We start from the raw sequence: 23,931 nt of genomic DNA on the forward strand, positions 1-23,931 counted from the left end.
TCAATTCCCGTGGTAGTCGAGGCCGTCGAAGAAACTCGCCACGACCGAGGCGTCCAGCGCCTCCAGGGTCGGCGGGTTCCAGCGCGGGCGCTTGTCTTTATCGATCAGCAAGGCGCGTACGCCTTCGATCAGGTCACCGCGCTCGAACCATTGGCGGTCCAGGTGCAGCTCGAGGGCGAAACAGTCTTCCAGGCTCAAATGACGGCCGCGACGCAACATTTCCAGGGTCACCGCCATGGCCAATGGCGAGCGGGTTTCCAGCAGATTGGCGGTTTCCATCGCCCAATCATGGCTGTTGGCAACCGTGACCTGACGCAACTGCTCGACCATGCTCGGCACATCGGGCAGAGCAAAGAAATGGTCGATGACGGACCGCAAATCGGCGAGGGGCGGGGCAGGTAGCTGTTGAACCGCCATTTTTGCCAGCAGGCTTTGCAAGTCCTTGAGTGGGGTATCGCGCCACTCCAGTCGATCGAGACGCTCATCGAGCTGGGCAAGCTTGCGGCTATCGAGGTACCAGTCGGCGAGCCCACAGTACAACGCGTCGGCGGCGCGGATGTGCACACCACTGACGCCCAGGTAGATCCCCAGCTCACCGGGAATGCGCGGCAGGAAATAACTGCCGCCCACGTCCGGGAAATAACCGATGGACACTTCAGGCATGCCCAGGCGAGTGCGCTCGGTCACTACCCGCAGGTCGGCGCCTTGCGCCAGGCCCATGCCGCCGCCCAGCACGAAACCGTCCAACAGGGCCAGAATGGGCTTGCGATAGTGGTGGATGGTCAAGTCGAGGGCGTATTCCTCGACGAAGAAGTCTTCATGCAGGGTATCGCCCTGCTTGTGGCTGTCGTACAGCGAGCGGATATCACCGCCGGCACAGAACGCCTTGTCGCCGGCACCGCGAAGGACCACCGCGCGAATCTGCGCATCCTGCGCCCAGGCATCGAGTTGCTGTTGAATGCTGCGCACCATGCCCAAGGTAAGGGCATTGAGGCCGGCGGGGCGGTTCAGGGTCAAGTGGCCAATGTGGTTGCGGACTTCGAACAGCACCTCGTATGGCGCGGTCTCGACGCCGTCCGCAGCTTGGGATGAAACCTGAGCTGTCATCGCTAACTCCCTGCTTTTATTGTCTTTATAAATAATGTCGCGCGTACCCGGTTGGGATCGTAACAGTGCAAATTTGCATTGCACAACCGGGATACGTGCAGGTCCTGTCTGCATATTTATAGCAGCCACAGGCTCAACCGCGACCCGACAGCACCTCCGTGATGCTGCGGCGCTTGGCATGGCGCTCGCTGGCGTGGATCAATTGTTCGAGATCCTCGGGAGTTACGTCGAAGAATGCTTCCATTTCCTCGAGCGCAAGCTTCAAGTCTTCGGCGGTGATGGCCTGGCGATCCACGGGCGGGTGGGCGGCCGGAATGGCGGCGACCGGCTCGCTGGCGCGCTTGGGGTAGCGTACGCGCGTCAGGTTGTTGTAGGCCAATGCGAAGGCGAGCAGACCGGAGCCGGCCAGCATCGAAGCGCCAAGCGCCTGCCAATCCAGGGCAATGATCGAATGATCCGCCAGCACCAGCGTGGCCGCCAAGGCCCCCGCCGGCGGGTGCAGGCAACGCAGCCAGCACATCAGAACCAGCGCCATGCCCGCCGCCAGGCAAGCGCTGCCCAGTGTTCGGCCGAGCACATGGGCGACCAGCAACGCCACGACTGAAGCACAGAGGTAACCGCCAAAAATCGACCAAGGCTGGGCCAGGGCGCCCGACGACACGGCGAACAGCAATACCGCCGAGGCCCCGAGAGGGCCGATCAGGTGTTGCGCCACTTCGAGGCCAAACACCTGGCCGCAGAGCCAGACACTGAACATTGTTCCTAAAGCCATGCCGATCGCGGCACGGCTCCATTCGGTGGGACGGGTATTGATAGCAGCGGGGAACCAGCGAAAAAACATTAAGCGGAGATCCAAAAAGCCAACAAAAAAAGGGGCTTACGGGAGAATCCCAGAAAGCCCTTTAACTGTTCCAACATTTGGGGGAGGAACGGAGCACAGTGTGCCGCTCGGCTCTCTTGCTTACAAATTCATATTAATGCTGGTTGAGTTCATTTATTTTGCAGTTTGATCAAGCGCTTCTGGCTTGTAACCAAGGCTGGTGGGCAATGGGCAATGGGCAAGCTGCATGACTGTCCGCGGCCCATCGGGAAATAGACGAAACCTCTGTCCGCCATGCGTTCCGGTTCATAGAGGTTTCGCCCATCAAAAATCACCGGTGCGTTCAGGCGCTGCCGGATCAGCTGGAAATCGGGGGCCTTGAACGACTGCCATTCGGTGCAGATGATCAACGCATCGGCGCCGGCCAGGACTGACTCTGGCGTTCCCATCAGCATCAGTTTCGGCTCGTTGGGGTAGAGCAGCTGGGTCTGTTGCATTGCTTCGGGGTCAAACGCGCGGACGTTGGCCCCAGCCGCCCACAACGCTTCCAGGAGCATGCGACTGGGGGCGTCGCGCATGTCGTCGGTGTTGGGCTTGAAGGCCAGGCCCCACAGGGCAAAGGTCTTGCCGTGCAAGTCGCCCTGGTAGTAAGCATTGATGCGTTCGAACAGTTTGTGTTTCTGCCGCAGATTGATGGACTCCACCGCCTGCAGCAGGTCACTGGCGCAATGGGCTTGCTGCGCTGTATGGATCAAGGCCCGCATGTCTTTGGGGAAGCACGAACCGCCGTAGCCGCAACCGGGATAAATGAAGTGATAGCCGATGCGCGAGTCGGCCCCTATGCCCTGGCGCACCGACTCGATGTCGGCACCAAGGTGTTCGGCCAGTTCGGCGATCTGGTTGATGAAGCTGATCTTGGTCGCCAGCATGCCGTTGGCCGCGTATTTGGTGAGCTCGGCGCTGCGCACGTCCATGAACAGGATCCGGTCGTGGTTGCGGTTGAATGGCGCATACAGCTCGCGCATGGTTTCCCGAACTTCCTCGCGCTCACAGCCGATCACGATGCGATCGGGACGCCGGCAATCGGAGACCGCGGAGCCCTCCTTGAGAAATTCGGGATTGGACACGACATCGAATTGCAGCAGGCGCCCGGCCTTGAGCAGGCACTTATCGATGTGGGCGCGCAGGATATCGCCAGTGCCCACCGGCACGGTGGACTTTTCCACCACCACCAGCGGCTGTTCGCCGTAGCGGGCAACGGCTTCAGCGACGGCGAGGACTTGGCGTAAGTCCGCCGAGCCGTCTTCCCTGGACGGCGTGCCGACGGCGATGAACACGACCTGCCCATGCCGGACGGCCATTTGTTCGTCGCTGGTAAAACGCAGGCGCCCGGCATCGAGCCCCTCGCGTACCAGCGTCGCCAGGCCGGGTTCGAAAATACTCACCTGGCCCTGGCGCAGGTTCTCGATCTTTTGCTCGTCGATGTCCATGCAAACCACGTCATGACCGACCTCGGCCAACACGACGGCTTGCACCAATCCAACGTAACCACTGCCGAACACGCTGATCTTCATGGCGAACTCCCTGGACCATCCCGAGCCGCCGCACCCAGCGGTACACCGCGGTGCGCTCGTTTCAGGATAGGGCGGGGATGTTGCAGTTCACTGACAGCCTGCCGGGGCAGGGTCCGCCGCCAGCCGGTATTGGGCAGGCAGTTGCGCGCTGAATTCTTCAACCACCTCCCGGGTCTGGGTGACGATGTCTTCGACCCGTTCCATGCCCGCGCCGGTGCGCCAGCTGGCGACCACGTCCATCACCGAGGGCAGCGGCACGCCATCCACCAGCCTCAACGTGCCCTGGGCCAGTTCGCCTTGAACCAGCGCCGCGGGCATGGCGCCTATGCCAAAGCCGTCGCGCACCAGCCGCGTGATGGCCGACGCCGAATTCACACAATTGATGCGCGGCGAGACGATATTGGCCGAGTGCAGCAAATTGAGGATGTCCTGGTGCGGACGCGAGTTGCGCGAAAAGGTCACGATGCGCTCCTGGGATAATTCTTCCAGCGAAGCATAATCGCGGTCATAGGCGGAGCCGGTGCGCACCACCCAATGCATCGGATAACGGGTCAAAAGCGTATTGCGCACGCTGTCCAGGCGCAGGATGTCGGTTTGGAAGATGATGTCCTGATAGCCTTTTTCCAGCTGCGAGCACAGGTTGCTCGCGGTATCGGCCGACAACTCGATTTCCAGGGCCGGGTAGCATTCCATCAGCCGTGTCACCAACGGGCTGAGCCAGGTATGGATCACCGTGTCCATCGCGCCGATGCGGATCCGACCGCGCACCTGACGGGGATCCTTGATCACCGCCTTCATGCTTTGCATGGTTTCCATGATGCGCTCGGCATATTCGAGCACCCGCAGGCCTTCGGATGTCAGCGACACGCCCTTGGGATCGCGGACGAACAAGCGCACGCCCATTTCATCTTCAAGGGCCGCAATACGGCTGGAAATCGACGCCTGGGTGGTGAAGAGCTTTTCCGCCGTCAGCCGGAAGCTTTTCAAGCGGGCGACCCAGACGAAGGTTTCCAGGAACTTGATATTCATGTCGGGCAGCTCCTTGAAACGAAGAGGCAGGGAAATCCAAGGGAGATCAAACCGTTCGATCACGCCTGACTGACAGGTATTGGATCACGTCTTTGAGCGCGCTTGAATCCGGCACCGCATCCATGGCGTCATCAACGCTGCACCACGGGTACGCCAAACGCGACACCCAGGCCATGACTACCGATAGATCGTCTGCAGGCAAGGTTTTCATGTGTGAAATGGTAATGGTGAGTCCCTCAGCCAACCACGATTGGGGCCTGAATCGCCAGTCATACCGGCCACACCCGACCCGGACTTCACCGCTGTGCTTGTCCGCCATGGCGACCATCCAACGGCACTGTAGCGTCTCGGCGTTGGACGCAGGAGGAGCGTCCAGGCAAAACGTGTAGACGTTCTCGAAGGTCTGGTTGAAACGGCTCACCAGCACATCACCGATGGCGCCACGGCCTTCGACATGATCGGGGAATGAAATGGATCCGGTGCAAACAACCATGTCCAGGGTCGCGTCATTGGTAAACGCCTGGTCCAGCAGGTGGGGGCGGTTGCCGTCCTTGGCGCGGATGTACTGCTCGATCGATCGTCGCGGGCTGTTCATCAAATCTCCGTCTCCGGGTCGATACATCACAATGCGCTGTTCCATAGATCGGTGACCAGCATGCAACCCGGCGCGTGAGTGATACACAGCGGCGGACGCGACGCCTGGACCACCGATTGCGGCGTCACGCCACAGGCCCAGAATACCGGTATTTCATCGCTTTCGACCGGTACCGCATCGCCGTAGTCCGGCGTCTCCAGGGACTCAATGCCGATCAGCGATGGATCGCCAATGTGTACCGGGGCGCCATGGACGCCGGGCATGCGCCCGGTGATCTGGATCGCCTGGATCGCCGCCGCCGCTTTCATCGGGCGCATGCTCACGACCATTTTGCCCGACAGTCGCGCGGTGGGGCGTGTGTCGATGTTGGTGCGGAACATGGCGACGTTGCGACTCAGGTCGATGTGCCTCATCCGAATGCCGGCCTCAAGCAACGGTTGCTCGAAAGAAAACGAACAGCCGAGGGCGAAAGTCACCAGGTCATCGCGCCAAAGGTGTTCGATGTCCGAAGGTTGCTCACTTATCTCTCCGTGGTGAAAGACCCGGTAGCTTGGGACCTCGTGGCGGATGTCGATGGGAGCGCCCAGGTTGCGCAGGAAGGGGTCACCCGGTTCCGTCACGTCCAGCACCGGACAAGCCTGACGGTTGAGCGTGCAGTAGCGCAGGAACTCGTCGGCCCAGTCTCCCGGCAGGATCACAATATTGGCTTGGACCCGACCCTGGCCCAGGCCGCTGGTATGGCCGTGGTATTGCCCGGCGGCGATTTTCTGGCGCAAGGCTTGCGGTGAACACTGCTGCAGTTGCTCGAGGGACAGGGCTGATGGACTCATCGCAGGGGCTCCGTTGGGTTCTTTTTCTGAGTGAGTCCTTTTTAGAAAATCCCGGCGATGGCGTCCAACAAGGAAAATTGCTACCCCCTGACAAGTAAAAGTTATTCGACCGTCGACAGCCCCGGTGCCGCGACCATGCGTTGCGGTCCGACGTCCGTGGCGTACTGGCAGACCACTTGGCGGCTCATGTGCACGATGCTTTCGATCAGTTCGAGCCCCACGCCGGCCCGCCACGATGCGACGACATCGAGCTGGGGAAGGGGCGCGCCCGGTTCCAGCTGGATCAACTCGCCACGGGCCAGCGGCTTGGTCACCAGCGCCGCGGGCAGCGCACCAATGCCGAAACCGTCGCGTATCAGTCGCGTCATCGCCGATACCGAATTGACGCAACTGACCCTCGGCGTACCGACGCCATGGGCATACAGCAGGTTGAGCACATCCTGGTGAGGCCGTGAATGCTTGACGAAAGTGATGATGCGCTCGCTCGCCATTTCCGCCAGCGAGGCGTAGGGCCGGGCGTAAATCGATTGGCTGGCGGCGATCCAGTGCATCGGGTAATGCCCCAGCTCGAGATTGCGCACGCTTTCGTGGCGGACCAGGTCGGTCTGGAAGGCGATATCCAGGTAACCTTTTTGCAGCTGCTCACAAAGATTTCGCGCCGCGTCGGCGGTGATTTCGATCTCCACGGCGGGAAACGCCTGCATCAGCATCGACATCAACGGGCTCAGCCAGGTGTGAATCACCGTGTCCATCACACCGATGCGCACCAGGCCTTGCTGTGGGGTGCTGTTGTCCAGGGACTGCTTCAACTCGCGCTGGACGTCGAGCATTCGCTCGGCATATTCAAGGACCTTGGTGCCTTCCGGGGTCAATGACACGCCCCGTGAATCACGCACGAACAGGCGCAGGCCCAGCTCGTCTTCCAACGAGGCGATCCGGCTGGAAATCGCGGCCTGGGTGCTGAACATCTTTTCGGCGGTCAGGCTGAAGCTTTGCAGGCGAGCGACCCAGACGAAGGTTTCGAGGAACTTGAGGTTCATGGTGGCTCTCTTGGCGTTTATCGTTCTTATCGTTGCAATTGTTACTCCAGATAGGGCTTCGGCGCGCATCAAATTTTCTTATGTACGCGCCTGGGTTTTTCCCGTTTGACGCTGTATCGCGCCACTGCGAAGAATCCGCCCCGTGGCGAGGGAGCTTGCTCGCTCAAGCGCGCAGCGCTCACCGTGAATGGGGCCGCTGCGCCCGAGGCGTCGGACCGGCGCAGCGGGAGCAAGCTCACTCGCCACAGTATCCGCACTGCCCCAAATAATAAGCGAGGCGCGTACGCCGTCCCCGAAGGGATCGTTCGCGCTCACAAAAAGGAGCACGCCATGCCCTGTTTCATCGATACCCACTGGAGCCGTTCGCCCATTGGTCCCTTGCTCGGCCTGGGCCTGATCGGCGCGCCGGTGGCCCACGCCGATTTCATTGGCGACAGCAAGGCCAGCCTGGAAGCTCGCAATTTTTACTTCAACCGCGATTTCAGGCAGGAGGGCGCTCGGGACAAGGCCGAGGAATGGGCGCAAGGGTTCTTGTTGCGCCTGGAGTCGGGGTACACGGCCGGCACCGTGGGTTTTGGTCTCGACGCCTTGGCCATGGCCGGCATCAAGCTGGACTCGGGCGGCGGCACGGCGGGTACCAATCTTTTGCCGGCGGACCTGTCCGGCGGCTCCCAGGATCGCTACGGCGAAGTCGGCCTCACCGCGAAAATGCGCTTGTCCAACAGCACGCTGAAAGCCGGGACGCTCCAGATCAAGGACCCGGTGGTGAATTCCAACGACACGCGCCTATTGCCGAGCACCTTCAAGGGCGGGCTGTTGAACGTGCAGGAAATTGACCGCCTCAAGCTCACCGCCGGGCAGCTCTCCCAGATCAATTTCGTCGATTCCACCGACTATCAAGACATGACCGCCAATCGCATCGGCGGCACCAGCGACAGGTTCCAGTTCGCCGGGGCGGACTATCAGCTTCTGCCCAATCTCACGGCGCAGTACCGCTACGGCAAGCTCGAGGATATCTACCAGCAGAACTACCTCGGCTTCGTCCACACCCTGGACCTGGGCGATGGCCAGTCACTGAAAAGCGACGTGCGTTACTCGCGCAGCACCGAGGACGGCAGTTTCCGCAGGATCGATAACCAAGCGTTCGGCGCACTGTTCACCTACAGCCTCGCTGGCCACGGGTTCGGGCTGGGCTATCAGCGCATGAACGGCGACGATCCGTTCCCCTACATCTCCCGCAGCGATCCCTATCTGGTCAACTTCGTGCAGATCAGCGACTTCGCCAACACCGACGAACGCTCCTGGCAAGCCCGCTACGACTACAACTTCGGCGCCCTCGGTGTGCCGGGCCTGACATTCATGACCCGCTACATCAGTGGCGACAATGTGCAACGCAGCGCGCCAGGGGAGGGCCAGGAATGGGAGCGCAACACCGACATTGCCTATGTGATCCAGGACGGCACATTGAAAGGGCTGGGTTTCAAATGGCGCAATGCAACGGTGCGTTCGAACTTCGGCAATGACCTGGATGAGAACCGTTTGATCGTCAGCTATACGATGGCGTTGTGGTGAGTCCCCAGGCCGTCAAGCCTTGACCCATCGCTGACGGCTCCAACTACTCAACGTATCGACGGTGAAGACCAGCAGCAACATCGCCAGGATCACCGTGCTGCCTTGCGCCTCCTGGAACAGGCTGAGGCTGACGTAGAGCATCTGGCCCAGGCCGCCGGCGCCGACGAACCCTAGAACGCTGGCCATGCGGATGTTGTTTTCCCAGCGGTACAAGGTGTAGGCCAACAGTTGCGGCATCAGGTTGGGCAGCGTGCCGTAGCAGAACGCCCAGAGGGCGCTGGCCCCTTGCAGGCGGAGGGCATCGGCGGGTTGCGACGGAGTGTTTTCCAAGGCTTCGGCAAACAATCGACCGAGCACGCCGACCGTGTGCAGGGCGAGCGCCAGCGTACCGGCGTTGGGGCCAAGCCCGGCGGCAAGCACCATCAGCGCGGCCCATACCAGCTCCGGCACCGCGCGCAAGGCGTTCAACAACAGGCGCGACACGCTCTGCAACGGCCAGCCAAGGCGCCCGGCGGCGGGCAGCGCCAAGGCCAAACCCAGCACTGCCGCGAGCAGTGTGCCAAGGGCGGACATGGCGATGGTTTCCAGCGCGCCATGGCCGATCGCCTTGAGGTAGGTCGGGCTCAGGTCAGGGGTCAGGAAACGCTGGGCATAAGCGGCCATTTGCCTGAGATTCGAGTGATCGCCAAGGGCGTCCAGGTCGATACCCAGATAGACGAACGAGGCAACCACGGCCGCGCCGATGCACAGCAGCAACAGCGCGTTGAGCAGGCGACTCATGCCAACCTCCAGCGCAGCACGCGACTGAGCTGGTCGGCGAGCAGCACCAATATCAGGAAAGTCAGCAGCAGGCTGGCGACTTCACCGCCGGCGAACATGCGCAACGACAGGTCCATCTGTTGGCCCAGTCCACCAGCGCCGACGAAGCCCATCACCACCGAGGCGCGGATGGCGCATTCCCAGCGGTACACGGTGTACGACAGCAGCTCGGCGGCGACGTTGGGCAAGATGCCGTAGCAGAAGGCGGCGAGCCGACCGCTTCCGGCTTGCATCAGCGCGTGTGCGTGGCGTTGGTCAACCGACTCGAAGATTTCCGCGTAGACCTTGCCCAGCATGCCGCTGTAGGTGATGGCGATGGCCAATACCCCGGCGGTGGGGCCAAGACCGACGGCCCGGACGAAGAGCAACGCCCAGACGATCTCCGGCACGCTGCGCAGGAAGATGAGCAGGCCACGGACCGGCCAACGCAGCCACTGACCCCAAAGGCCAGGCCTGCCTGCGCGGTACGCGGCGGACAACGACAGCGCCCGGCTGGCGACCAGGCTCGCGGGCACCGCCAACAGCAGTGCCAAGGTCATGCCGGCGGTAGCGATGGCGAGCGTCTGCAGTGTGGCTTGCAGCAGCAATTCGACAAACGTTTCGTCATGGGCCGGCGGCCAGAACGCGGCGGCGAACCGGCCCATCTCGCTTTGGCTATCGCTGGCCAGCAGCACACCCAGGTCCAATTCGCTGAAATGGATACCCGGCCACAGCAGCGCAATGGCCAGCAGGCCAAGGAACAGGCGAGGGAGGGCGGCGGGGTCCCGAGCGTCACGCGTCAGCATCGGGGAATCTGCACGCTCGACGGCGGCGGTGGGCTCGACAGCGACTCCAGTTGCTCATTGGCATAAAGTGCATCGAGCTGCTTGCGATCAACCGCTTCGGTCGGCAAGTCGAAGAGAATCTGGCCGTCACGCAAACCAATGATTCGCGAAAAATGCGCAAGTGCCAGGTCCACCGCATGCAGACTGGTCACCAGGGTGACCTGCTGCTCCCGGGCATGCTGGCAGAGCACCGAGAGCGTGTGCTCGGCGAGCACCGGGTCCATCGCCGATACCGGTTCATCCGCCAGCAACACCTCCGGCGCCTGGTAAAGCACGCGGGCGATGCCGACGCGTTGCAGCTGCCCGCCGGACAATTGCTGGCATTGCACGAACAGTTTTTCCCCCAGGTCCAGACGGGCCAAGGCTGCCCGAGCCCCGCGCACGTCCAGCGGATGGAACAGGTTCAGCAGGCTTTTACCGATACCCCATTGTCCCAGCTTGCCAGCCAGTACTGCGGTGACCACACGTTGGCGCGGGGGCAGGGGAGGCGCTTGATGAATCAAGCCAATGCGCGCACGCAGGCGTTGGCGCTGGCGCGCCGACAGCTGCCAGGCCCGCTCGCCCAGCACTTCTACTTCACCGTTGCCTGGCCGCAGCGCGGTGGCAAGGACGTTGAGCAGGCTCGACTTGCCAGCGCCGGACGGGCCGATGATCGCGACCTGTTCCCCTGCGCGCAGGTGCAGGTCCACGCCGCGCAACGCCTGGGCGCCGTTGGCGTGGATGACGCTGGCCTGGGTCAAACGCAATGTCATTTGAGCAGGTCAGCGGCGCGTGCGGCTTCTTCGATGCCCTTGTAGTTCTCGGGCTTGGTTTCGATGAAGCGGCTGGCGGCTTGCAAATCAAGGATCTCCTTGTCCTTTGGGTTCGCCGGATCGAGCGCCAGGAACGCGGCCTTGATCTTGGCGGCCACCGCCGGGTCGAGGGTCCCGCGCACCGTCCAGTTGTAGTCGAAATACGCTGGGGTGGTGGCGAAGACCTTGACCTTGCTGGTGTCGACCTTGCCGGCGGCCACCAGTTTTTCCCAGACGCTGGCGTTGAGCACGCCGGCGTCGACCTTGCCGGCCTGGACCCACGCGGCCGTCGCGTCATGGGCACCGGAGTAGCCCACGCGGCTGAAGTAGGTTTCCGGCTTGATGCCATCCTGGAGCATGAAGTAACGCGGCATCAGGCTGCCGGAGGTAGACGAAACAGAGCCAAAGGCAAAGCTCTTGCCCTTCAGGTCGGCCAGGGATTTGACGGCCGGGTCGGCACTGATGAATTTACTGGTGAACTGCGCGTCCTGCTCACGTTGCACCAATGGAATGGCGTTGCCGGTCTTCAGGCGAGCCTGGACGAAAGTAAAACCGCCCAGCCAGGCCATGTCGATGCGGTCGGTGGCCAATGCCTCGACCACCGCGGGGTAGTCGCTCACCGGTACGAACTCGACCTTCATGCCGATCTGCTGCTCCAGATAAGCACCCAGCGGCTTGAACTTGCGCAGCAATTCGGTCGGCGCTTCGTCGGGAATCGCGCTGACTTTCAGGGTGTCGGCGGCCTGCGCCAGGACAGAACTCAGGGTCAGGGTGAAACCGACGGCCAAAGCCAGGGAACGCTTGAGCATGGAAATCTCCGGTGCGTGAAAGCAAAAAGGTTCAATCACCTGGCATTCTTGCCGGGCGCGTTGTGAGGGTAGACGAATGGGGGCGATTTTGATCGTTTCCGGTGATCAGGTAAATGGCTATAGTCGCTTGCTACATCCTGTTGCGTCAGAGCGAATAACGCAGGCCGAGCATGACCGATGGGGCTCGTACTGTGGACCGAGCAGATCCATGTGCCGACCAGTGCGTGTCATGTGTCGTCGAAAATCCTGACTGTTCAAGTCCGCAGTCCTTGCAATGCAGCTCATTACAGTTGCTGTCCGGTTGCATGACGCTGTGACCGTTCATGCTCAGTGTGAACGTGCTGAGGTGGCGATCGTGGCTTCAAATCTGTCTGCCCACGCCCCAGGTAACTCCATACGAAGGTTCACATAATGTATATTATGTTAAACACGATGTTTACGTATCCGCTCCCTTCCTGTTGTCCACTTCCACTAACCCCCGGTCGGTTTTGCACAAAACCCCGGACGGTGAAAAATCAGCCTCTTGCGTTACCATCCTCACATCCTTCCTTAGGTCTGCCTGTCACGAATATCCGTTTCTACACCTGGCGCGCTGAAAACTGGCTAGCACCAGGTACGTCTGCTAAACGTAGATACACCACTCAGAGATCTTAGCGCGCGGGTTCACCAATGACGCGGCCGTTCATCCCATTCCCGATCTTTCCTCCTTACAGTCACTGGCGCCCTAAAAGTGCAACCAGTTTCCCCGGCAACCTTCAGGTCTCCGCACGCCTGAGCGAAGTCAACACTCAGAGCCAGCCGTTCATTAGTGCCTGGTACGCCGACCGGTTCATCAACTGGATCGCCCACAACTGGAGCCCGTTGAATCCCCACCGGCAATACAACACCTGCATCCAAGGTTTGGAAAAGATGCTCAACTGGAGCTTCGCGAGCGATCGTTGTTTGCTTGATTGGACGCGTGCCGATTTCGAGGATTACGCGGCCTTCATCCTCAACCCAACTAGCGCCTGGGTTGCTCCAAGCAAACAAACTCGATTCCTAGGCAGCGCAGCTATGGATTTCCGGGATTGGCCTATCAACCCGAATTGGACACTTTTCCAAGGAAGCCGTGGTGCCAGTTCTGACGGTGATTCTTCCGAAGAAATCGACAGGAACGTGTGGAAACGCGAGATCCTCTGCGTCAAGCAGTTCATGGATTTCTACCTTAAGGACATTGAGGTCTCCCGGGCAAACGTCGCATTGAAAACGCCGAAATCCTTAGTGTTTAAGCGCCCAGAAGCCCGAGGCTCCATCTCCGATGAGGTGCTTGAATGGATGCTCAAGACCATCCCTGATCTCTCCACAAGCCCGCATGTCGGCCGTCTCTTGCAGATGTACCTATTGATCGCGAGGTATTCAGTCCGTCCCTTGTGGCAAGTGCTGGGGAGCTCATCAAACCCAGGACGCGTCGACCAGTTCACGCGAGATGGACACGGCACATGGTTGGAGCCCCATCCCAAGACCGCCAGCCCAGTCCGATTGCCGTCGGCATTTGGCCAGGCGTTTGATCGATACCTGATTTACCTGAATATTGATCCTGGGCAGCCTTTGCCTGCGTCATATCTATTCCCTAACGAGCACTCGACTAGCGGCCATGACCTCAGAAGCCTCTGGCGCATGATGTGCTCGATCCGGGTGAGCCTCGCGGATCGAGCCAAGGCATCGGATAACCCGAATATTACCCAAGCGGCTGATGACATCTGGCGTCTGACTGCGGTCATGCTGTCAAAGTCTTCGCTTGAAAAGTCTGAGCCCTGATTTTAGTGCAAGCGCTCTCACCCATTTTGTGCCGAATCGCTTCATGTAAGGATTCAACCTGCGCTGCGCCCGGGACTTGAGGCTCTGTGGTGCATCACTCGCACGAGTAGTTAGCTTTGAGTCACGAGCCTGGCGTACAGGCGACCGGCCATGGGCGTGGCTCTTCGAGCACGGCTGTCGTGAATCAAGACGCCCGCTGAGCGCGCGTCTTGACCCTGGCGGGCTTCCATCCTCACGCCTGCGCGCTCCGCTTGCTATCGCAGTCAAGGAGGCGACTACGTAACCCATGATGCCCGCAGTCTCGGCAGCACCCCTCAATCAGCCGAGTCGCCGGCAGGTTTTTGTGCATCTGACCCAGGCTAAGCCCTCCTGCCCCACAGCCTCTCATTCACCGCAAAACGTTGATCAACGCCTGTCTGTCTGATCTTTTCGGTTCACCGGGCGCTCCTCGGAGCGTCGGTGATACTCAGTGGTCGGCGGCGGTGGTGTCTTGTTTTCCTGATTCTTGGGTTTCTGGTCGTTACTCATACAAATAGCTCCTTGCCGATGCTGATTACTGCCAACAGCGACAACGCCCAAGCGGCGTAGACCATCTCACTGTAGGCAAAATCTAGAGGTATGGATTTCTCGTCGATGGCCGACTTCAGCTTTTCCAACGTATCTATGTAGCAGTTGTAGACATGCTGCTGGTGATCTGGTGCATCAGCAGCTTTCATCCATTCTACAGTCTGACGACTGTATGGCAGCGTTGGGCAGTCCCGAATCCTCAGAGCGCTCAGGGCATGGCCCCAGGAGCACACTACACAGAAGGCTGCAGCAAAAAAGCACCCAAGCGCAATGAAGTCCCAAGGGCCGTCAAGGGTGAAGAGCACCCTCCCCTTGGCGCTGACGAGCGCCGTCAATGCGGCGATCACCACCGAAACAGCGGTCAGAAACTTAGCGCATTTGTTCTCGAAGTGATCGAACCGGGCCTGCTCGTCCTTGTAGCGATCTTTCAGGTAAGCCAGGGTGTCGTCCATGAATGTGTCCGTCTGGCCGCCTTCAATTTGAAGGTCGGCGAGTCTCAAAACTACTGGTCAAGCGAAGCGCTGATAAGCCAAGCTGCCGCTACAAAGCCATGGGGCTGAGGGAAAGTCATGAGCTCAAATCACTATCGCAGTTTGGTGCGTGGCCACCAGCAGCGAATCGCTCGCCTGAGAGAGGCGCATTCGCGAAAAATCCATGAAGCGGCAAAGCATAGTGAAGCCGCACGGAAGGCCGCGGTGGATGCAACCCGGGCTCAGTCTGCTGCGACCGCCAAAACAAAGCAACAGCAGGCTCAACGGTACGACGGTCAAAGGGCCAAGGCCGAGACCGATGCTGCAAAAATCGTCGCTGATATTAACCGTGAGATGGTTCGCCTCACTGCCGATCAGCAGCGGCTAGACAAGGCCCTGGAGCGTGAGCAGATTAACGAGGCTCGTAAGCTCAAGGCTGAGCAGGCGCGTGCTCAACGGAAAACTCTTCAGGACGCCCAGGCGCAGAATCGCCAGCTCGGTTCTCTTCAAGTCGGCCTGGCCTACCAAGTGGCTCGTGCTGATGAGCTTGAACGGGAGCTGGCGAAGCTCCAGGAGCTGCCTGAGCAAATCCAGATTCTGTTCTTCGGTGCTGATCCCGGCCGTAAATCTCAGAAAGCGTTGGATCTGCAGAACGAGATTCGTCAGGTAAACGCCCATATTCGCGCGTCGAAACATCGCGACGCCCTAAAGGTAGATTCGCACTGGGCAGTGCAGGCTGAGGACATACTTCAAGCTCTGGATGAGAGCGAGCCTGCTGTTATTCACTTCAGTGGGCATGGCACCCCTGGTGGACACCTAGTGGTGGAGACACCGACCGGTGAGCCCCACGTGGTGCCGTTGCAAGGGATGCTGCGCGCGGTTGTCGGAAGCAAGCGATACCTAAAGGTCGCCGTGTTCAACTGCTGCCACTCCCATGAATTGGCGCAGCAATGCTCCGAGCACATTCTCGCCGCTATTGGCATGGATCGCGCTATCGCCGATGTGGCAGCAAAAGACTTCGCGGCGCGATTCTACGCGTCGATCGGTTTCGGACAGGACGTTCGCGAAGCATTTGATAGGGCCACCACGCAGCTAGAGATGAAATACCCCGATGAGGCTCATATACCCCAGCTCTATGTAAATCCGCTAGCGGAAGAGGACGAGCTGATCCTGGTGAAGCCCTGAATCGACCAGTCGAATTCGGCTGTTTACAATGAGCTGTTGGCACTACAGGCCAAGATCTCGCGCGAATAGCTTGCAACGAAGTGTATCTGTTACCAGTTCATCTTTTACGAGCTTTTCCAATAGTGCGTAGGTAAAGTCGACCCATGAGGTGGCTGAACAATTCCAATCCATGCCAGGAAACCAGAGGAATGCCCGTTGATCGCGTTGTACTTTAAGATGTGCCAGCGTTCTTATTGCGACTGCGCCCTTCCCTTCAAGCATAACCTCTGGCTGATTAAAGGCTGAATAGAACGACATGGGATCAACTCGTAGGCAATCGTGATAGTTTTCTGTCGATGAGAGTTTTTCCAATATGCCTTCAAACGTCGAAGATATCTCTTGGACAGAATACACTGAGCTCGCGGCTCGCCAGATAAAACTCACCTGTTCAGTGTCGAACCCGTGCTTCAGGGAAGACTGCTGCACACGGAAATAGAGACTACGAACTAAAAGTGGGATGCCGGAGCCAGGGGGCTTATGGGCATTGGTTGCCTGGTTGAGATCCGTAATACTCCATTTTCGCTGATTATACATAGCAGCGGAGATCGAGACGATCTGTCGCATTTCAACAAGGGTGAGCTTGCTGTTTAGTTTTAGCCCCGGCCTTGACCTCATCTCGCACCATCGGGTTAAGTTTGAAAAAACACGTTCCACAGTGCCCGAACAAGGCAGGCACCCATGTTGAATTTCATAGCCTGCGCTTCTAGCGGCCCTCGTAACGGCGGTGGCACGCAACTCCTTTCCAAAGCCTGCTGCCATAACCGTTAGTTTCCCGACCTCCGATTTTGACGGCGGCCATGATCGCAGGGCCTCTATCAAAGCATCGGCCGGTTTCCGGGATGTACTTAACGCTTCACGAATAACACACCCACAAATCGGGTCAATCATGAAAACTAATATCGGGCGGCCAATTTCTGTCGCGCGATCCTTTTCATACGCCATAACTCCCAAGGGGCCCATCTCAATTACTGGTGCCTCCATAAAAGTGTGCATGGGATCGCCTCTTGAGCTTGATTAGTAAAGCTTAGGCGCAACATAGTGTCTCGCCCGCCGTTTACTGGGCGAGGGCAAATGCGCTCGCTGACAGGATCGCTATCGCTTCCTTCTGGTTTCAGCCAAAAGAAGTTTCACGAAATTTTTCGTGGCAAGGTCGCCAGCATTATCCAAGGTCATCTGCCTCCTTTGACCAAAATGACGGTATTTGAATGCTTGTCCGCTGTTAAGGTTATTGAATTCTTTTTCTACCGACCTCCCTGAGAAATTCAAGCCTTTGACTTGCCTGGTTTTCTGATGGTTTTTCATCTAATCTTAGCCCTGTACTTGCCGAGTTTATGTGGACAGTTTGATTTTCCCGTCGCGGTCTTGAGGGTAGATCAATAGCAAGGCTTGTCAAGGTGGCTTTCGCTATATATCCAGAAGGGCTCAGCACAACTAGTGAGGTCTCCTTATGCCTGGCACAAATTAGGTTGATTCAATTAAATTTCAGTTAATGAAACAGTCTACTTAGTGTACTTTCCTGAAGTCATGGCAAACCATCCGAAAATCAACGCATTGCCACCGCATTGTTCGAGCGCAAAGAAATTAGTCTACTAAGTGTATTTAACTCTTATTCCCCAACCGCGCCGCGGTAGGTGTTGGCTGCCGCAATAGCGTCAGTCTTTCAGGTTTGGGTTATAAATTGAAGAAAACACTCATCACCCTTCGCTACGGCTCCACGCCCGTTGTTTGCCAGACTGGCCTTGCTGCTCTCACGCAGCGACAGTGCTTGCATGCATTTGAACCACGCTGGAGAGCCTTTGAATAACCTGGCGCTTTTGCTTAAGTCTGCGAGGTCATTCAGGTTGGCCTGCCGGCAAGTGCGCACCCTCCTCTAGTCGGTATTCGATAAGACGGTGGTGCGAACGCACGGTGAGGGGATGGTAAAACTCATAAGAACGGCGTAGAGGCAACTGATTCACACTGGTTCCAACATGCCCTTGAAACGTTCGACTCCGCGTTACGCGCCTAACAGATTTCTAGATGGACTTGCGTCCTGAGCACAACCCATAACCTCTGCAACCACTCGCACGCCCAGGAGCTCGGTCAATCACTGCGTGGCGGAATGATGCGCGATGGGGGCCAAAGCCCCACCTCCTAGCGCCGAGCCTAGCTCTAAGCTTTGGCCGGCCGCGAAATGCAGTGACCGACCAGGCTCAAACCAAAAAATACTCTACTGATGCCGTTCGATGTTCCAAGCCGCTGTCGGGTTTTCGCTTGAGACCGAATATTCACATGCAACGGTCTTGAAGTTTTCTGGAATAGGAACCGAGCGCAGATAAGGCACTATTCTCCACTCGAACCCTGCAAACTCGTCTATGGTCGGGGCAATTAGAGCCAAGCGCTTGTCGGCATCCAAAAACACCATGCCTGCCGTGGAGCTGTCTATATTTGCACAGGGAGAGTGTGTATTGAAATCTACGGAGTGGGCGACTCTGTAAATTATTTGATGTCTCGCACCCTCTTTGTCAATCTTGAAATACGAAAACCAAGCAATGATCATAAATGCTAGCCCTGTCACGACTTGGCAGGTTATGAGCATGGCCCCTTTGCCACGATGAAGCCCCTCCATGGCCGAGCTACCGGTCAGAAGGAAGCACACAATTCCTGAGATAAAGAAAAACCAAAACAGAGAGTTGATCATATGCAACAAAGTGGCTGCTATCAAGGTCATCGGAAAAGCGTTGGCTTCCATGTGGAATATGGTGTTGATGTCCACTGATGCCTTTGTCCTAGCGACGTAGCCTAGGCATGCCACGAAGAAGGCCCACAACAACAAGCTTGATTTCAGATTCATGATGCGATGCATTAAAGTGACTTCTACCAAGCCCAAGAACACATAAATCGAGCCTAGCAAGACGCCACACATAAAAATGGCAAATTTTTCGGGTTCAGGATCATCGCCGCTATTACATGAAATTGCGATGCAAAACATGACGAAGACCACCAGGGTCACGCCGAACAGAGCCTGAATGGCGGAGTCTTTAGCTTGTTTTTCATCAAGGATCTTGGTGTAGGAACTGCTCAATGTTATTCAACCTTACTTGAATCGTGGAGGATGATAGTTACGACAGTAGGATCGGCCATTCCCGGAAGAAGCCAATGGATTCAAAGCCAGCGCCTCCTCATAGACCTGGAGTGCTTCGGCAAGCTGGCCCAATTGCTTGTGTGCAAGCCCTTGGAAGGCAGGGTTTTCATCTGCACCGAGTGTACGGGCACGCTGTATAGCGGTCAGGACTTCCAGCATGCGCTCGTCTGTCAGGTCGCCCTCCCCCAAGACCTTTTCGCGCTGACGACGCCAGTCTTGCCGGCCCCGTTTTCTCCGATCAGAACGTTCAGGCCGTCATGGACGGTCGATCGAGAACGTCTCCCCAACGCACTTGAATCCCTGAACGTCCAGCGTACGTAAATACATGAGCATCCCTTCTTCATAAATTGCTAGATAGCCGGATTTGAGCCGCGCCACCTGTGCTATCACAGTGACATAGAGTCAGGTCTGCTCGTTTGCAGTGCTTGGTCAGGAAAAGCACATCATTAACGGTCGTCTCACCTCGGGTGCCATAAGCCTGGCAATCTCTTCTACCACCCATGCCGCGCAAGGCCACAATGCCTGTACAGCCAGCAGCACGGTGAAAACGAAAAACGCTCGCAGGAGGTAGTCATGCGCCAGCTTGATATGGCTCACCTTGGCGTTGGTGCCCGGGTAGTTTTCGATGACTGTGATAGCGATAGACTTTGCCAAGCTCGCGGCGGGTTGTTGCGTGCTCCAGCAACGCGAAATGTCGGCGGCTCCCACCGTGTGGGCATTGCTCACGCGCAGTACGCAGAACGCGCTGTACCCCGCTCGAAGGACATACGCCACTGCAAGCGCAAACACCGCCAGTGACACGGCGCCAAGGGTTTTACTGGTCTTGTCGCTCCAAAGGGTCGGCAATAACGACACCAACACCGGGATAAGTGCGGTTACTGCCGCAAGATAGACCCCTGCTTTCGTGTCAGCACCTTTACGACGCTCCTGTTCGGCGTCGTACATCCGGCGCGCCTCTTCCAGCGCTATTTCGCTCTGCAGATCCCAATTGCCGTTGTTGACGGATGCTTTCCATCCGGCGCGCATTTGATCATTTGCCACAACCTGTTCAGGCGTAGGTGGAGCCAGGGTCGGCCAAAACAACTGCCTATCAAAGCGGGCCATTTCGGATCACCTCCAGCTCATCAACGATTGCCGCAGCAATTGGGTATCCGGTTTGATTTTCGATCCAGGCCCACTGACCGTTTGGATTGATTTCCAAGAACCACAGTTTTTCATCTGTGTCGCACACCAGATCAATAGCGCCATACCGCAGGTTCAGACGGTGTACCAACTCTCGGCATTGAGCAGCCACTCGATCGGGCAAGCTAATAGCTTCGTGTCGTAAGTCAGGGCGGCTACCCCGTCGCCAGTCAACTTCGGTTTCTTCGTTATCCTGAGACCAGATGGCAGTGGCGAATACCTGAGCGCCAACGACAGTGACGCGAACATCATATTTTTTTGGCACTTCAGCCTGAATGATCAACGGGGCAAGGCCAAGGGCTGGCGCATCTGCTTCGGTCAATGGCTGCAGCCGTGAGGTGAACATCACCTTCTCCAGCGCGCCCGGCAATACCGCTTGCCGCAGAGGCTTCCCAATTGCCCTTCCCTCTGCTGTCAGTAACTCGGCTGGCTTCAACTCGTTAGTGATGGCGGTATCAGGGATATTGAAACCGAGATGCCGCGCAATTAGGAGCTGTCGCGGTTTATCTTCAGCCAGAAAGATCTGAGTAGGGTCACTGAACCAGCAACCCTCCAATCGGAAATAGAGACTCTTCAGGAAGCTGCTCCATTCCGCCTCAATGTAGGCACGCTCACCCGCGTCCAAGACTGCCTCAGGTGCTTGTGGCGCGCCAGGCCTGCGAAAATAGGCAGCGGTAACGTCACGCCCCGTAATTCGTTTCCCTTCCAGCTCAATTGCCCAATCATCCATGGCACTCACGCCCAACGTGCTTCGGGACAGAGGGAGCAGTTCAGTATTAAGCCTGAAATAAGGCAAGCCTCGCCGTTGGAGCTCTGCGACGACGAAGTCCATCGTTATGTCGCGGCGATTAGTGACCAGTAGAAACATGGTGGAAAGCCTCAATCCAGGTAAAAGCGCTCATCGAGGCCAAATTGCATATCCCCTGGATCATCGTGCTCAAGCTCTGCCTCGGTTTTGGTCATCAGCTCCAGCATGGCGTAGCTGTCGCCCGGGTCATCCTCTTCGATCACCGTATCAGTCTTGGTCATCAATTGGAGCAGATGAGAGGCCTGCCCATTGGAGGTGAGATCGTCGTCACTTTCGGGCTTGGAGTATGTTTTTGTGAGCGTTTCGAGCGTCACGAACGAGTCGTCATCCTCTTCGCTATTGACCTTCGTCTTGGTGAGAAGCTCGTCCAGCGCTCCACGAGCAATAACGGGTTGAGTACCATTAGGTGTCTCAACAACCCACATATCGTGCTGAGTCGAGTAATAGCCTGGCAGATTATCGGTACCTGTTCTTGGCACAGCGTTTCTTGCGAGCAGGGGGGAAACTGCCTTAGATGCGGGGATGGAGGCTGTAGGCATTACGCTGAAACTCCTGTATGGCGTTGTGCCAACATATTACGGAGAACTGAGCGATTCGTCATGTACGTACCTGCTGAGCACCTTTGGGCCGGTATGTTGCGTTCCTTCGCAGCCCAACACTCCATGTGATGCCCTCGCAACACGCTCAACACGCAAGGTTTCATTTACCATTCGGTCAGCCCAGGTCGGACACGAATAGACCGACAACACCCAGATACAGGTACCGTTCTTTTGGAAGCAAAACCACTGACAGCCCGCGAGGCTTATCAGATCCTGCGGGACATCGCTCTCGGGGTTCGTAGCATGAGACGACTAGGTCAGCAGTCGTGGCCTGAAATCTACTGCGGTTTGATGACAGTCGAGGCCGATGGCTGGGTGCTCACGTTCTATAACGACTGCGACACGCTTGACTATTGCGACAGCTGTTACAGCCCAGAGGGGCGAGCCTACGTTTTCGACTCGATGCAGTCGTACAGCACTGATCCTGTAGAGCTGCTGAGCACCTGGGAACATGCGCAGCTGGAAAAGCTGTTGGGCGTCGCGTAGTCGGCCATGGGAGACCGGCCGAGGCTGCGCTAGCGGGTGTTGTAGCAGCGCCGACCTGAGTTTGAACATCGGTGTTTGCCCTTCGCCGGCACGAGCCGTGCAAGATCGCTTCTTTCTGGCTGTATCTCAGCTCGTGGCATGAGGTTGTGCCTAGCATTGATTGTCGTCGACTGCTTTGCGACCAGATGCTGCGGATTGCGATGAGTCGGTACTGGAGCTCTTTCGCAGATAGGCGATGCTAGCCGGCCCGCCAAGCCACCCGTGAACCGAAGCCAATCGTAGACCTGTAAACCTGCTTTCTATACTGTTAACCAGCTTGGTTTACAGTGTGAAAAAGTGGTTTACAGTCAATCTGACTTGCCATTCCGACAATCATCCTAACCAGGCGCGGAGCAAGCTCGGCCGCCTGAGGGCGCCACCTATGAGCGCTCTTTCAAAAGAGCAGCGGCCCTCTGGGTTGCTCAGTCAAGCGAGGTGGTGGCGTCTTTGCCCAGAGGGTCGAGTACATCGACGTGCTCCCTCGCCCACTCCACCCACGCCTTCACATGACGCCCCTCCTCCTCGCTGACCTCGCCAATGCCAGCTGCTACGGCATCAATGAACCTTCTCAGGCGTACCGCTTGCTCCCACTTCTCCATGTTCTCCACTAAACGCAGCTGCAGCGCTCGCTGGTGCTCTGCTTTCATGATGGCTTGGCGTCGAATGGCTTCTTCACTCTCACGCTGACGGCGCCACTCCTCCATGCTCGCCCGATACGCCCTCATCCGCTCTATTACTTTGGCGAGACCTGTGCAGAACTGATGAAGTTTGTCTTCCAGGTGGCCCGTCTTACTGTCTGTCCAGCTCCTCTGCGACCCTACGTCTGGCTTTTCTTGAGCAATCAGCGTCAATTCTCCAGTCGAGCTATAGACGTAGATTTCCCGTCGCCCCAACCACATCACCGGCTCACGCATCCGGCGCCGCTTGGGCTGGGGCTCTGGGGGTGGCGAAGGTTTCACTGCTTTTGCAATACGCTCTCGCAGGGTCACGTAAACCATCTCCCCGTCGAACGTTACCGTGGTTCGGTTGTGATCATCCACCGTCCAAATGCATCCGCGTTTTGAGCTGTCTTTTATCAAGGCGTCCAGAAGCAATGCAGCGCGATCGACCATGTCACGCGAAATACGGGTATACAACACCCGCTCGCGCCGTAGCTCCACCCGTCCTTCAACATCCTTCGCAGCCCTGACCGTCTGGAGCCATTTACGCACCAGCGGGTGGGGGTCTATTAACTTGTCCGGCACACTGAGTTTCTCTAGCTTGGGAGTGCTGGGCGGTTTGGGCGGCGCTGGAGGTAGCATCGTCCTGTCCAATACGCGAAACGTAATCAGCTCGGTAGAGTTCGGCGGAGCGGGCTTGCTGGGGCGGTTCTCGGCGGGCTTGGCCCAATGTCCACGAGCCGGCAGTGAAATGCCAGCCTTCCTGCATGCCTTGCTCAGCGCGACATCTGAAACACCAATCTCCCGCGCCAGCCTCAGAACCGGCGTAGACCAGGCTCGATCGAATAGCTCGCGAGCCGTAAAACTCACGTTCTTATACATGCGGTCTCCTTGAGCGACCTGACGAGAAGGAGAATTTCTAAGCTGGACTCGCACCAAGGTACATTGGTACCTGGCTCCTATATCGGCTATCGGATCGGTGTTCACCAAGCTCATCACCAGGAGCTGGTGTACTACTTCACGCCCTACTCCGAAACCTTCAGTAAATTGCGCTCTCACGGCTACCACACGCGCTATGACGTCACTTGGTCGCAGTTCAAGAATTCGCGGCAGCAGTAGGTTGAGGGAGTGATGATCCAGGAAGGAAGTTTGCGAACAAGGGTCAG

The 23,931-nt window shown here is 57.9% G+C and carries 23 protein-coding genes and 1 pseudogene; 4 read left to right on the forward strand and 20 right to left on the reverse strand.

Annotated elements, in window-relative coordinates; all coding sequences use genetic code 11:
* From DOCECA_RS11335 to DOCECA_RS11365, 7 genes are all read right to left on the reverse strand, one after another.
* Positions 1–1,107, reverse strand: coding sequence for an enoyl-CoA hydratase/isomerase family protein (locus DOCECA_RS11335; RefSeq protein ID WP_445571989.1), 1,107 nt, complete (start codon positions 1,105–1,107; stop codon positions 1–3).
* Positions 1,108–1,240: 133 nt separating this feature from the next.
* Positions 1,241–1,948 (reverse strand): HPP family protein, encoded by a 708-nt coding sequence (locus DOCECA_RS11340; protein WP_445571990.1) that lies wholly within the window; start codon positions 1,946–1,948, stop codon positions 1,241–1,243.
* Positions 1,949–2,097: 149 nt separating this feature from the next.
* The gene (locus DOCECA_RS11345) at positions 2,098–3,501 is read right to left on the reverse strand and encodes a UDP-glucose dehydrogenase family protein (RefSeq protein WP_445571991.1); all 1,404 of its coding nucleotides are present in this window, start codon (positions 3,499–3,501) and stop codon (positions 2,098–2,100) included.
* A gap of 87 nt (positions 3,502–3,588) precedes the next feature.
* Positions 3,589–4,530 carry a LysR family transcriptional regulator gene (locus DOCECA_RS11350; protein WP_434564051.1) on the reverse strand — a complete coding sequence of 314 codons (942 nt, stop codon included), beginning with the start codon at positions 4,528–4,530 and terminating at the stop codon, positions 3,589–3,591.
* Between the two features lie 46 nt (positions 4,531–4,576).
* A complete protein-coding gene (locus DOCECA_RS11355) occupies positions 4,577–5,125 on the reverse strand; it encodes a hypothetical protein (RefSeq protein WP_445571992.1) in 549 nt (182 codons plus the stop codon).
* 26 nt (positions 5,126–5,151) lie between these two features.
* The gene (locus DOCECA_RS11360) at positions 5,152–5,955 is read right to left on the reverse strand and encodes a putative hydro-lyase (RefSeq protein ID WP_434647373.1); all 804 of its coding nucleotides are present in this window, start codon (positions 5,953–5,955) and stop codon (positions 5,152–5,154) included.
* A gap of 101 nt (positions 5,956–6,056) precedes the next feature.
* The gene (locus DOCECA_RS11365) at positions 6,057–6,995 is read right to left on the reverse strand and encodes a LysR family transcriptional regulator (protein ID WP_434564048.1); all 939 of its coding nucleotides are present in this window, start codon (positions 6,993–6,995) and stop codon (positions 6,057–6,059) included.
* Positions 6,996–7,325: 330 nt separating this feature from the next.
* Here DOCECA_RS11365 and DOCECA_RS11370 point away from each other — a divergent pair, with 330 nt between their 5' ends.
* Positions 7,326–8,567, forward strand: coding sequence for an OprD family porin (locus DOCECA_RS11370; RefSeq protein ID WP_445571993.1), 1,242 nt, complete (start codon positions 7,326–7,328; stop codon positions 8,565–8,567).
* A gap of 12 nt (positions 8,568–8,579) precedes the next feature.
* On the opposite strand, the gene phnE is transcribed toward DOCECA_RS11370, so the two are convergent.
* Genes phnE through DOCECA_RS11390 form a run of 4 tightly spaced genes read right to left on the reverse strand, consistent with a single transcriptional unit; the run spans position 8,580 to position 11,810 of the window.
* Positions 8,580–9,347: a phosphonate ABC transporter, permease protein PhnE gene (gene phnE, locus DOCECA_RS11375; protein WP_445571994.1), complete on the reverse strand. Its 768-nt coding sequence runs from the start codon at positions 9,345–9,347 to the stop codon at positions 8,580–8,582.
* Positions 9,344–10,171, reverse strand: a complete 828-nt coding sequence (locus DOCECA_RS11380) for a PhnE/PtxC family ABC transporter permease (RefSeq protein WP_445571995.1) — start codon at positions 10,169–10,171, stop codon at positions 9,344–9,346. Before DOCECA_RS11380 ends, phnE begins: the two co-directional genes overlap by 4 nt.
* Positions 10,165–10,962 (reverse strand): phosphonate ABC transporter ATP-binding protein, encoded by a 798-nt coding sequence (locus tag DOCECA_RS11385; RefSeq protein WP_434674833.1) that lies wholly within the window; start codon positions 10,960–10,962, stop codon positions 10,165–10,167. The genes DOCECA_RS11380 and DOCECA_RS11385 overlap by 7 nt, the downstream gene beginning before the upstream one ends.
* The gene (locus DOCECA_RS11390; protein WP_434564044.1) at positions 10,959–11,810 is read right to left on the reverse strand and encodes a putative selenate ABC transporter substrate-binding protein; all 852 of its coding nucleotides are present in this window, start codon (positions 11,808–11,810) and stop codon (positions 10,959–10,961) included. The genes DOCECA_RS11385 and DOCECA_RS11390 overlap by 4 nt, the downstream gene beginning before the upstream one ends.
* A 669-nt stretch (positions 11,811–12,479) precedes the next feature.
* Between DOCECA_RS11390 and DOCECA_RS11395 the strand changes: the two genes are divergently transcribed.
* Entirely contained in the window at positions 12,480–13,607 is a 1,128-nt protein-coding gene (locus DOCECA_RS11395) for an integrase (protein WP_445571996.1), read from the forward strand.
* A 524-nt stretch (positions 13,608–14,131) separates the two neighbouring features.
* On the opposite strand, the gene DOCECA_RS11400 is transcribed toward DOCECA_RS11395, so the two are convergent.
* Positions 14,132–14,626 carry a hypothetical protein gene (locus DOCECA_RS11400; protein ID WP_367862158.1) on the reverse strand — a complete coding sequence of 165 codons (495 nt, stop codon included), beginning with the start codon at positions 14,624–14,626 and terminating at the stop codon, positions 14,132–14,134.
* Between the two features lie 117 nt (positions 14,627–14,743).
* Here DOCECA_RS11400 and DOCECA_RS11405 point away from each other — a divergent pair, with 117 nt between their 5' ends.
* Positions 14,744–15,829: a hypothetical protein gene (locus DOCECA_RS11405; protein ID WP_445571997.1), complete on the forward strand. Its 1,086-nt coding sequence runs from the start codon at positions 14,744–14,746 to the stop codon at positions 15,827–15,829.
* Between the two features lie 42 nt (positions 15,830–15,871).
* On the opposite strand, the gene DOCECA_RS11410 is transcribed toward DOCECA_RS11405, so the two are convergent.
* From DOCECA_RS11410 to DOCECA_RS11440, 7 genes and pseudogenes are all read right to left on the reverse strand, one after another.
* On the reverse strand, positions 15,872–16,861 hold the full coding sequence (locus DOCECA_RS11410) for a hypothetical protein (RefSeq protein WP_445571998.1): 990 nt from the start codon (positions 16,859–16,861) through the stop codon (positions 15,872–15,874).
* 1,216 nt (positions 16,862–18,077) lie between these two features.
* A complete protein-coding gene (locus DOCECA_RS11415; protein ID WP_367862161.1) occupies positions 18,078–18,932 on the reverse strand; it encodes a hypothetical protein in 855 nt (284 codons plus the stop codon).
* Between the two features lie 12 nt (positions 18,933–18,944).
* The gene (locus DOCECA_RS11420; protein WP_445571999.1) at positions 18,945–19,151 is read right to left on the reverse strand and encodes a tetratricopeptide repeat protein; all 207 of its coding nucleotides are present in this window, start codon (positions 19,149–19,151) and stop codon (positions 18,945–18,947) included.
* 32 nt (positions 19,152–19,183) lie between these two features.
* Positions 19,184–19,319: pseudogene (locus DOCECA_RS11425) on the reverse strand (AAA family ATPase); the annotation flags it as partial.
* A 102-nt stretch (positions 19,320–19,421) separates the two neighbouring features.
* Complete coding sequence (locus tag DOCECA_RS11430; protein ID WP_445572000.1) at positions 19,422–20,096, reverse strand: hypothetical protein; 675 nt, start codon at positions 20,094–20,096, stop codon at positions 19,422–19,424.
* Positions 20,083–21,042 carry a hypothetical protein gene (locus DOCECA_RS11435; RefSeq protein ID WP_367862164.1) on the reverse strand — a complete coding sequence of 320 codons (960 nt, stop codon included), beginning with the start codon at positions 21,040–21,042 and terminating at the stop codon, positions 20,083–20,085. Before DOCECA_RS11435 ends, DOCECA_RS11430 begins: the two co-directional genes overlap by 14 nt.
* An 11-nt stretch (positions 21,043–21,053) precedes the next feature.
* Positions 21,054–21,521, reverse strand: coding sequence for a hypothetical protein (locus DOCECA_RS11440; protein WP_367862165.1), 468 nt, complete (start codon positions 21,519–21,521; stop codon positions 21,054–21,056).
* 231 nt (positions 21,522–21,752) lie between these two features.
* On the opposite strand from DOCECA_RS11440, the gene DOCECA_RS11445 reads away from it, so the two are divergent.
* A complete protein-coding gene (locus tag DOCECA_RS11445) occupies positions 21,753–22,067 on the forward strand; it encodes a DUF7693 family protein (RefSeq protein ID WP_445572001.1) in 315 nt (104 codons plus the stop codon).
* A 461-nt stretch (positions 22,068–22,528) separates the two neighbouring features.
* Here DOCECA_RS11445 and DOCECA_RS11450 read toward each other — a convergent pair whose 3' ends face one another.
* Positions 22,529–23,647, reverse strand: a complete 1,119-nt coding sequence (locus tag DOCECA_RS11450) for a hypothetical protein (RefSeq protein ID WP_445572002.1) — start codon at positions 23,645–23,647, stop codon at positions 22,529–22,531.
* Positions 23,648–23,931: the final 284 nt, after the last annotated feature.

It is taken from the genome of Pseudomonas sp. E102 (genome assembly GCF_052660185.1).

Excerpts from the sequence above, each read along its gene's own strand:
- DOCECA_RS11335 (WP_445571989.1), bottom strand. The coding sequence starts at position 1,107 with ATGACAGCTCAGGTTTCATCCCAAGCTGCGGACGGCGTCGAGACCGCG.
- DOCECA_RS11340 (WP_445571990.1), bottom strand. The coding sequence starts at position 1,948 with ATGTTTTTTCGCTGGTTCCCCGCTGCTATCAATACCCGTCCCACCGAA.
- DOCECA_RS11345 (WP_445571991.1), bottom strand. The coding sequence starts at position 3,501 with ATGAAGATCAGCGTGTTCGGCAGTGGTTACGTTGGATTGGTGCAAGCC.
- DOCECA_RS11350 (WP_434564051.1), bottom strand. The coding sequence starts at position 4,530 with ATGAATATCAAGTTCCTGGAAACCTTCGTCTGGGTCGCCCGCTTGAAA.
- DOCECA_RS11355 (WP_445571992.1), bottom strand. The coding sequence starts at position 5,125 with ATGAACAGCCCGCGACGATCGATCGAGCAGTACATCCGCGCCAAGGAC.
- DOCECA_RS11360 (WP_434647373.1), bottom strand. The coding sequence starts at position 5,955 with ATGAGTCCATCAGCCCTGTCCCTCGAGCAACTGCAGCAGTGTTCACCG.
- DOCECA_RS11365 (WP_434564048.1), bottom strand. The coding sequence starts at position 6,995 with ATGAACCTCAAGTTCCTCGAAACCTTCGTCTGGGTCGCTCGCCTGCAA.
- DOCECA_RS11370 (WP_445571993.1), top strand. The coding sequence starts at position 7,326 with ATGCCCTGTTTCATCGATACCCACTGGAGCCGTTCGCCCATTGGTCCC.
- phnE (WP_445571994.1), bottom strand. The coding sequence starts at position 9,347 with ATGAGTCGCCTGCTCAACGCGCTGTTGCTGCTGTGCATCGGCGCGGCC.
- DOCECA_RS11380 (WP_445571995.1), bottom strand. The coding sequence starts at position 10,171 with ATGCTGACGCGTGACGCTCGGGACCCCGCCGCCCTCCCTCGCCTGTTC.
- DOCECA_RS11385 (WP_434674833.1), bottom strand. The coding sequence starts at position 10,962 with ATGACATTGCGTTTGACCCAGGCCAGCGTCATCCACGCCAACGGCGCC.
- DOCECA_RS11390 (WP_434564044.1), bottom strand. The coding sequence starts at position 11,810 with ATGCTCAAGCGTTCCCTGGCTTTGGCCGTCGGTTTCACCCTGACCCTG.
- DOCECA_RS11395 (WP_445571996.1), top strand. The coding sequence starts at position 12,480 with ATGACGCGGCCGTTCATCCCATTCCCGATCTTTCCTCCTTACAGTCAC.
- DOCECA_RS11400 (WP_367862158.1), bottom strand. The coding sequence starts at position 14,626 with ATGGACGACACCCTGGCTTACCTGAAAGATCGCTACAAGGACGAGCAG.
- DOCECA_RS11405 (WP_445571997.1), top strand. The coding sequence starts at position 14,744 with ATGAGCTCAAATCACTATCGCAGTTTGGTGCGTGGCCACCAGCAGCGA.
- DOCECA_RS11410 (WP_445571998.1), bottom strand. The coding sequence starts at position 16,861 with ATGCACACTTTTATGGAGGCACCAGTAATTGAGATGGGCCCCTTGGGA.
- DOCECA_RS11420 (WP_445571999.1), bottom strand. The coding sequence starts at position 19,151 with ATGCTGGAAGTCCTGACCGCTATACAGCGTGCCCGTACACTCGGTGCA.
- DOCECA_RS11430 (WP_445572000.1), bottom strand. The coding sequence starts at position 20,096 with ATGGCCCGCTTTGATAGGCAGTTGTTTTGGCCGACCCTGGCTCCACCT.
- DOCECA_RS11435 (WP_367862164.1), bottom strand. The coding sequence starts at position 21,042 with ATGTTTCTACTGGTCACTAATCGCCGCGACATAACGATGGACTTCGTC.
- DOCECA_RS11440 (WP_367862165.1), bottom strand. The coding sequence starts at position 21,521 with ATGCCTACAGCCTCCATCCCCGCATCTAAGGCAGTTTCCCCCCTGCTC.
- DOCECA_RS11450 (WP_445572002.1), bottom strand. The coding sequence starts at position 23,647 with ATGTATAAGAACGTGAGTTTTACGGCTCGCGAGCTATTCGATCGAGCC.